Source organism: Devosia sp. WQ 349K1 (assembly GCF_016595685.1).
In the GTDB taxonomy this organism is placed as follows: Bacteria; Pseudomonadota; Alphaproteobacteria; order Rhizobiales; family Devosiaceae; genus Devosia.
In genome coordinates, this window is the sequence record NZ_JAENGO010000008.1 from 209,137 (window position 1) to 215,362 (window position 6,226).

At 55.9% G+C, this 6,226-nt stretch carries 1 protein-coding gene; it reads right to left on the bottom strand.

Going from position 1 to position 6,226, the window contains the following annotated elements:
• Positions 1-84: 84 nt before the first annotated feature.
• Positions 85-6,216 (bottom strand): Ig-like domain-containing protein, encoded by a 6,132-nt coding sequence (locus JHL21_RS17610; RefSeq protein WP_210338934.1) that lies wholly within the window; start codon positions 6,214-6,216, stop codon positions 85-87.
• Between the last annotated feature and the right edge of the window lie 10 nt (positions 6,217-6,226).

The following is a 6,226-nucleotide window of genomic DNA, read 5'->3' on the forward strand; positions in this document are numbered from 1 at the left end:
TGAAATGAGCTAAGGCTGAAACCCGCCAATAAAAAAGGCCCGCTTGGAAGCGAGCCTTGTCGTTTGCTTGTGGCGGGTTAGCCCTCAGATATCCACTTTGAACTCGTCGCCATCGACGAAGATCTTGATCTGGGTAAGATCCGAATGGTGCTCGAGAATGGCGACGGCTTCACCGCCGACCGAAATCTCCACGCCTGCCTCGCTGGTGGCGACAGTGACTTGGCTCTCGATACCGTTTTCTGCAACCAGCGCGGTATCAAGCAGCGCGGTGAGGTCAATAACGTCACCATCTTCAAAGACATAGTCCTGGATGGTGCTGACGTTGGCGCCGCCCTTTTCGACGAAGACAAAGGTATCCGCTCCAGCGCCACCAACTAGTGTGTCATTGCCACTACCGCCGATGATAATGTCATCACCCTCAGTACCGGTGAGAAAGTCGTCCCAGTCCGTACCGATGATAGTCTGACCATCACTCTCGTCGGCCGCAGCGCCGAAGGCTGTATCCAGTTCAACCTCGATATAGCCGCCGGTCGAGCCGTTAGCGCGTGTGAAAGTCCCCTCGCCGATCACGCCCTGGCCATCGATAGTTTCATTAACGGCATTCGTGCTGGCCGAGAGGCTGGTGATGCCGTGGTACGCTAGGCTCTTGAGTTCGCCCTCGTCGGTGATCCCGTTGCCGTTGAGATCTTGCCAAATCGAAAGGTTATCGAATGCTTCGTCATTGGCGTCGACAACGCCATCGCCGTTGGTGTCGAGCGTGGTCAAAGCTGCAGAGCCATTGGCATGGTTGCCACCATTAAACCACGGGGTGAAGAGCTCGGAGCCATCATCGATGGCGCCATTGCCGTTCAGATCGTAGGCCAAAATGCCGTCCGCTGAGGAGTTCCAAGCCAGTTTGTCCTTCTGCCCATCCGCATCCAAGTCAAACGTCGCGCCCTCACCCAACGTGGTGAAGGTATAGCCGTTGTTGTCGAGATCGAGAATTACCGGATCGGCGGTTGTTGAGCCAATTACGCTTATTAGCCCATCGGAGACGCTGATTTGCGTGGCTGCTGCCCCCACCAAGTCGACCAAGACATCAGACGAATTTGTGCCGCCACCCGTACCTTGAATAAATACGAAGGTGTGGTTGACACCTCCAATAGTCGCATTGAATGCAATCGCTGCTCCGGCGTCACCAAAGTCAACTCCTTGCATGTACTGCACGGCCGCAGCCACATGAGCCATTGATGTTAGTGCGTATGCCGCATTGTAGGCAACATTCATTTGATTGTTATTTCCGGCCGCAGGTGCGTCATCAAACGTTATTATGCCGTTTGAAATGCGATGTGACCCGACTACACGTCCACTCTCCAACTGCAGATTGGAATTGGCCCCATTTCCAGTGCCGGTGGCTACAATAGATGCATTTGCGAAGAGTATCTTTTCACTCGATGAAGCATTCGCACCCGGCTTAAAGTCGGTGATGACGTCGTAACCGGATATAGTCCCAGATAATCCGCTACCGCCGATCGAAAGTAGACTATGATTTGCGGCAAAGCTGAAGCTATCGGCCCCATTCCCACCCGTCAGAATATCTGCGCCGGCGCCACCTCTGATCACGTCAGCTCCATTGCCGCCAGTGATTATGTCCGCGCCGGAAGAACCAGTAATATTGAACCCTTCCGTTTGGTTCGTAAGATTAAGCGTTCCACCGGCGCTCATCGTAACAGTTTCGATCCCTTGCAACTGATCATTCGTTGCACCCGTGAATTCGCCTCCTGCTATTGTGAGGGTATCATTCCCACCACCAAGGTTGATCGTGGCACCGCTGGCCAGGAGCGAAGTCAGCTGAGCTCCAGTGAGCGTAACATTGTCAGTGCCAGCACTACCGAGGAAATTGACGGTTTCTATACCGGTCATCAGCGTAGTTGCAGCAGCTGACAAATTCACTGCCCCGCTAACTAGAATGTTAAGAACGTCTATTCCACCACCGAGATCAATCGATGAGAATGCCGCCCACTGGGCCGCAAGCATCGTGACGGAATTGGCTCCGTTACCGGCAATCTCGAAATTCTCGACGCCGGAAATTACAATACCTGTTAGGTCGATAGAACCCGCTACATCTTTTAGAATAAGGGTATCCATTCCTGCTCCAAGAGCAATCGAACGCGTACCGCTACCACTCATAATTGCTGCCCATTGAGGACCAGACAGGGTCAGAGTGTCGTTACCAGAACTGCCCGTAACGTTCCGCGTCTCTGTGTTGCTGACCGTGGTGGAAGGGGCAGAGGAAATATCGGCAGCACCACTGACTGTCACGTTTAGCGCGTCTGTACCGCTGGCCAAATCAATGCTGGTCAACTCGGCGAATTGCTGAGCAGTGATCGTGACATTGTCAGCGCCTGAACTACCAATCAGTCTTTCCACGTTGGTGATGGTGCCGACAGCAACGTTCACCGTGGTTGCATTGGTGAGTTGGATTGTGTCGGTACCACTACTACCGTCTATGCTCTCGCCAGATACAAAGTCTCCATTAGCGATACCAAAAGTATCATCACCTGTTCCACCGATGAGCGTGTCGGCTCCTGAACCGCCGGTGATGGTGTCGTTGCCGTCACCACCATCGATCACATCGTTTCCTGCCCCGCCAGACAGCGTGTCGTTGCCGCCCCATCCTAAGATATTGTTATTTCCAGCGTTACCGATAATGCCGTTGTCCAGCGCGTTGCCTGTGCCGTTGATATTGGCATTGCCAGTCAACGTTAGGTTCTCCAAGTTGTCTCCCAAGGAGTAGCTGATGGAGGCCTCAACCCGGTCAGTCCCCTCGCTGGCATATTCGATCACAAGATCGCCGACATCATCGACATTATAGACATCATTACCGGCGCCGCCGGCCATCGCATCGGCTCCCGTCCCGCCATTAAGGACGTCATTTCCGGAGTTACCGATGAGAACATCGTTCCCTTCAAAACCGTTGAGCGTATTGTTAGCCCCTGCACGGCCTAGAAGTATTTCGCCCAGGCCTGTTCCGTCTAAAGTAGTGCCTGTATTAGTCGGGCGCGAAATTGTGACAATCGCAGTATCAGACTTACCACCTGCAGTGCCGGTGTAGCTGAACTTCCCGCCGTTGGTACTATCACTGGCGTCTTCACGGACCTGGACGTTTGAAGTAGCAAGGTCAATCGCACTATCCAAACTCGAAATCGCTGCGGCAGCAGTGATTCCGATAGCTTGTCCGTCCGCGTCAGTGTCGTTCCACAAGAGTGCCCATTTCGGAATAGAGATGGGGTCAAGACCACTGACCGCAGCAACGTTCGTAATAACGCTGTCATTCCGCACCATAGGTGCGGTGTCCGCGTTCTTAACGTTGATAGTCAGAACGTTAGAGGCAGTGTCGCCGTCGTTATCTACCAGTGTGTAGCTTACAGGTACCACGAGATCTGCCGAGATTATCGCAGGAGGCCTATAGAGATATGCTCCGGTGAGCATATTGACGCTAAATGATGCACCGCCGCCCAAAGCCACTGTCAGCTGCTTACTACTAGTATCAAAGCTACCTCCTCCCGATACGATCCCCGTACTATGGTTGTAAATGTAACTGGTGTTATCAATAGTGATGGACGCCACGTAGCCGCCATCGGCACCAAAACTACCGCTCGCGAGTAGGCTGCCATTCACATCGGAAGCCAAGCCGACCAGTGTCTGCGCCAGCTGTCCGAGATCTGTAACGATGACTGGAGCAACATCAGTCTCAGCCACCCCGTCATATGCGATCGGTCCAAGCGGACCTACTGGTACGTTAGTTCCCATACCAAGTGCATGAGCTTTGATGTCGTTGGTTCGAAGGAAAGCTTCCCACGATGCCTGTCTAGAAGACCCTACAGCACCATTTTCTGGCGCGCCATCAGAGATGAAGTATGCAACATTTTGGACGCTGTTACCTGTCAGCTTCCCTGCGCTAGCGAAAGCTGCCATAGCATCGTTGATGGCGTCGTCGTAATTCGTACCGCCAGTAGCAGACAGGCCATCGACAATTGTCTTAGCAGCGCTCAGCGAAACCCAAGTCTCTCCCTGGGTCGTTCCGCTGCCAGCGAACGTAACAATCCGAACAGCAACATTGCCTTGGTTCCCATATTGCTCAAAGAGCTCGTCCACAGCCGCTTTAAGAACTTGAAGGCGCGTGAGGTTCGAAAGGCCAGATTCGTACCCCATACTGCCAGACGTATCCAGAACCAGTAGCAAGTTGGTGTTGGTCCCGATAGCCTCATCAACCGTCGCGGTGAGCACTTTGGCAACGGGCATGTCATCTCTAATATCGATAGTGATTGTGCTGGTGGTAAAGTTCCCATTGCTGTCAGTCACCCGATAGGTGAACGTTTCCTCATCGTCTTCGATGTGCCTATTATTGTCCGCACTCGGCGTGGTCCGAACAGGCGAGGTGAGCGTATAGGTCCACTCGCCATTAGACGACAGCTGTAGAGTGCCATAGACACCGGTTCCACTGCCCGCTAGCGCGAATGACTTTGCCCCGACACCGCCTGTTACGTTGTCCGTTAGAGTGCCGACAATACTCTCGGACAAGCTATGATTGCTCCCTGTAGGTAGAGCAGCCTCGTCAACAATAGCATTCTCATTTGAAGCGGAAAGGTTCGAACCGGTAACGTTGATCTTCAACGTCGTCGTCGAGAGGTCGCCATCTCCGTCTATGATCGTGTAGACAAACGTGTCTACAGCCCCAACCGGAACATTGGCATTTGCCTTGTAGCTGAACTCGCCATCGGCACCCAAAATCAGCTTCCCGTGGGTACCAGAGACTTCGGCGCCCAAACCACTTGAGGCGTGAGTGGTAGTATCGTTACCGCCCAGCAGAGCGCGCACCCCAACCACACCACCACCGGCAGCCTTGCCATCAGCACCAAAGTGATCGGCCCCAGCTCCCGTCAGGACATCGCCGCTGATTTCACTCCCAGCATCAGCTGAGGCCAAATCTGCAACGGCACTAGGCTGGTCGTCGACGATCTCGACGTCGAAATTGCCGCTGGCCGGGGTATCGTCCTTGTCCCTTACCGTGAACGAGACATTGTCGAGGGTGAGCTTGTCCTCACCCGCACCAAGGTGCTTGACCTCTTCCGACAGCGTCACTTGGTAGGTGTAGGTCACCGCGCCCGCCGCCGTCGGCGTGTCAGCCGCCGTGATGGCGATGCTCATCACCTCCGTGGCGCCGGCGCCGACCGAACCCGTCAGCGTGCGGCCGTCAGCCGACAACGCCCAGATCACGTCCTCGCCCAGCGCGTCGAGCTGGCCGTCAAGCCCGGTCGTCGCCAGCTTGATCGCACCCAGAAGGTCGGCCGGAACGTCGTTGCCGTAGTTGACCGTGATCGTGCCGGTGTAGGACGCGTTCTCCGTCGAGTCCACCTCACCGCTGACCAGCGGAGTGCCATCCACATTGGCCCCGCCAAGCCCGTCCTCGTCGACCACCGCAACCGGGTCGTTGACCGTGATCTCAGGAACAGAATCCGCCGCGAGCGTGATCGTCACCGTCGCCGTCGAGCTGTCGCCGTCCTTGTCGGTAATCGTGTAGGTGAAGCTGTCCGTGCCCGTCGCACCAGCCGTCGGCGTGTAGGTAAAGCTGCCATTGCCATTATAGACGGCGCTGCCCTTCGACGGACCCGTCTCCAGCTCAACGCCGGTCACTAGGTCGACCCCATCAGCGCCCTTGTCGTCATTGTCCAGTACCTTGATGACGATAGGCTGATCCTCGGCCGGAGCCGCACTGTCGTTGTTGGCCGTCGGCTGGTCGTCGACGATCTCGACGTCGAAATTGCCGCTGGCCGGGGTATCGTCCTTGTCCCTTACCGTGAACGAGACATTGTCGAGGGTGAGCTTGTCCTCACCCGCACCAAGGTGCTTGACCTCTTCCGACAGCGTCACTTGGTAGGTGTAGGTCACCGCGCCCGCCGCCGTCGGCGTGTCAGCCGCCGTGATGGCGATGCTCATCACCTCCGTGGCGCCGGCGCCGACCGAACCCGTCAGCGTGCGGCCGTCAGCCGACAACGCCCAGATCACGTCCTCGCCCAGCGCGTCGAGCTGGCCGTCAAGCCCGGTCGTCGCCAGCTTGATCGCACCCAGAAGGTCGGCCGGAACGTCGTTGCCGTAGTTGACCGTGATCGTGCCGGTGTAGGACGCGTTCTCCGTCGAGTCCACCTCACCGCTGACCAGCGGAGTGCCATCCACATTGGCCCCG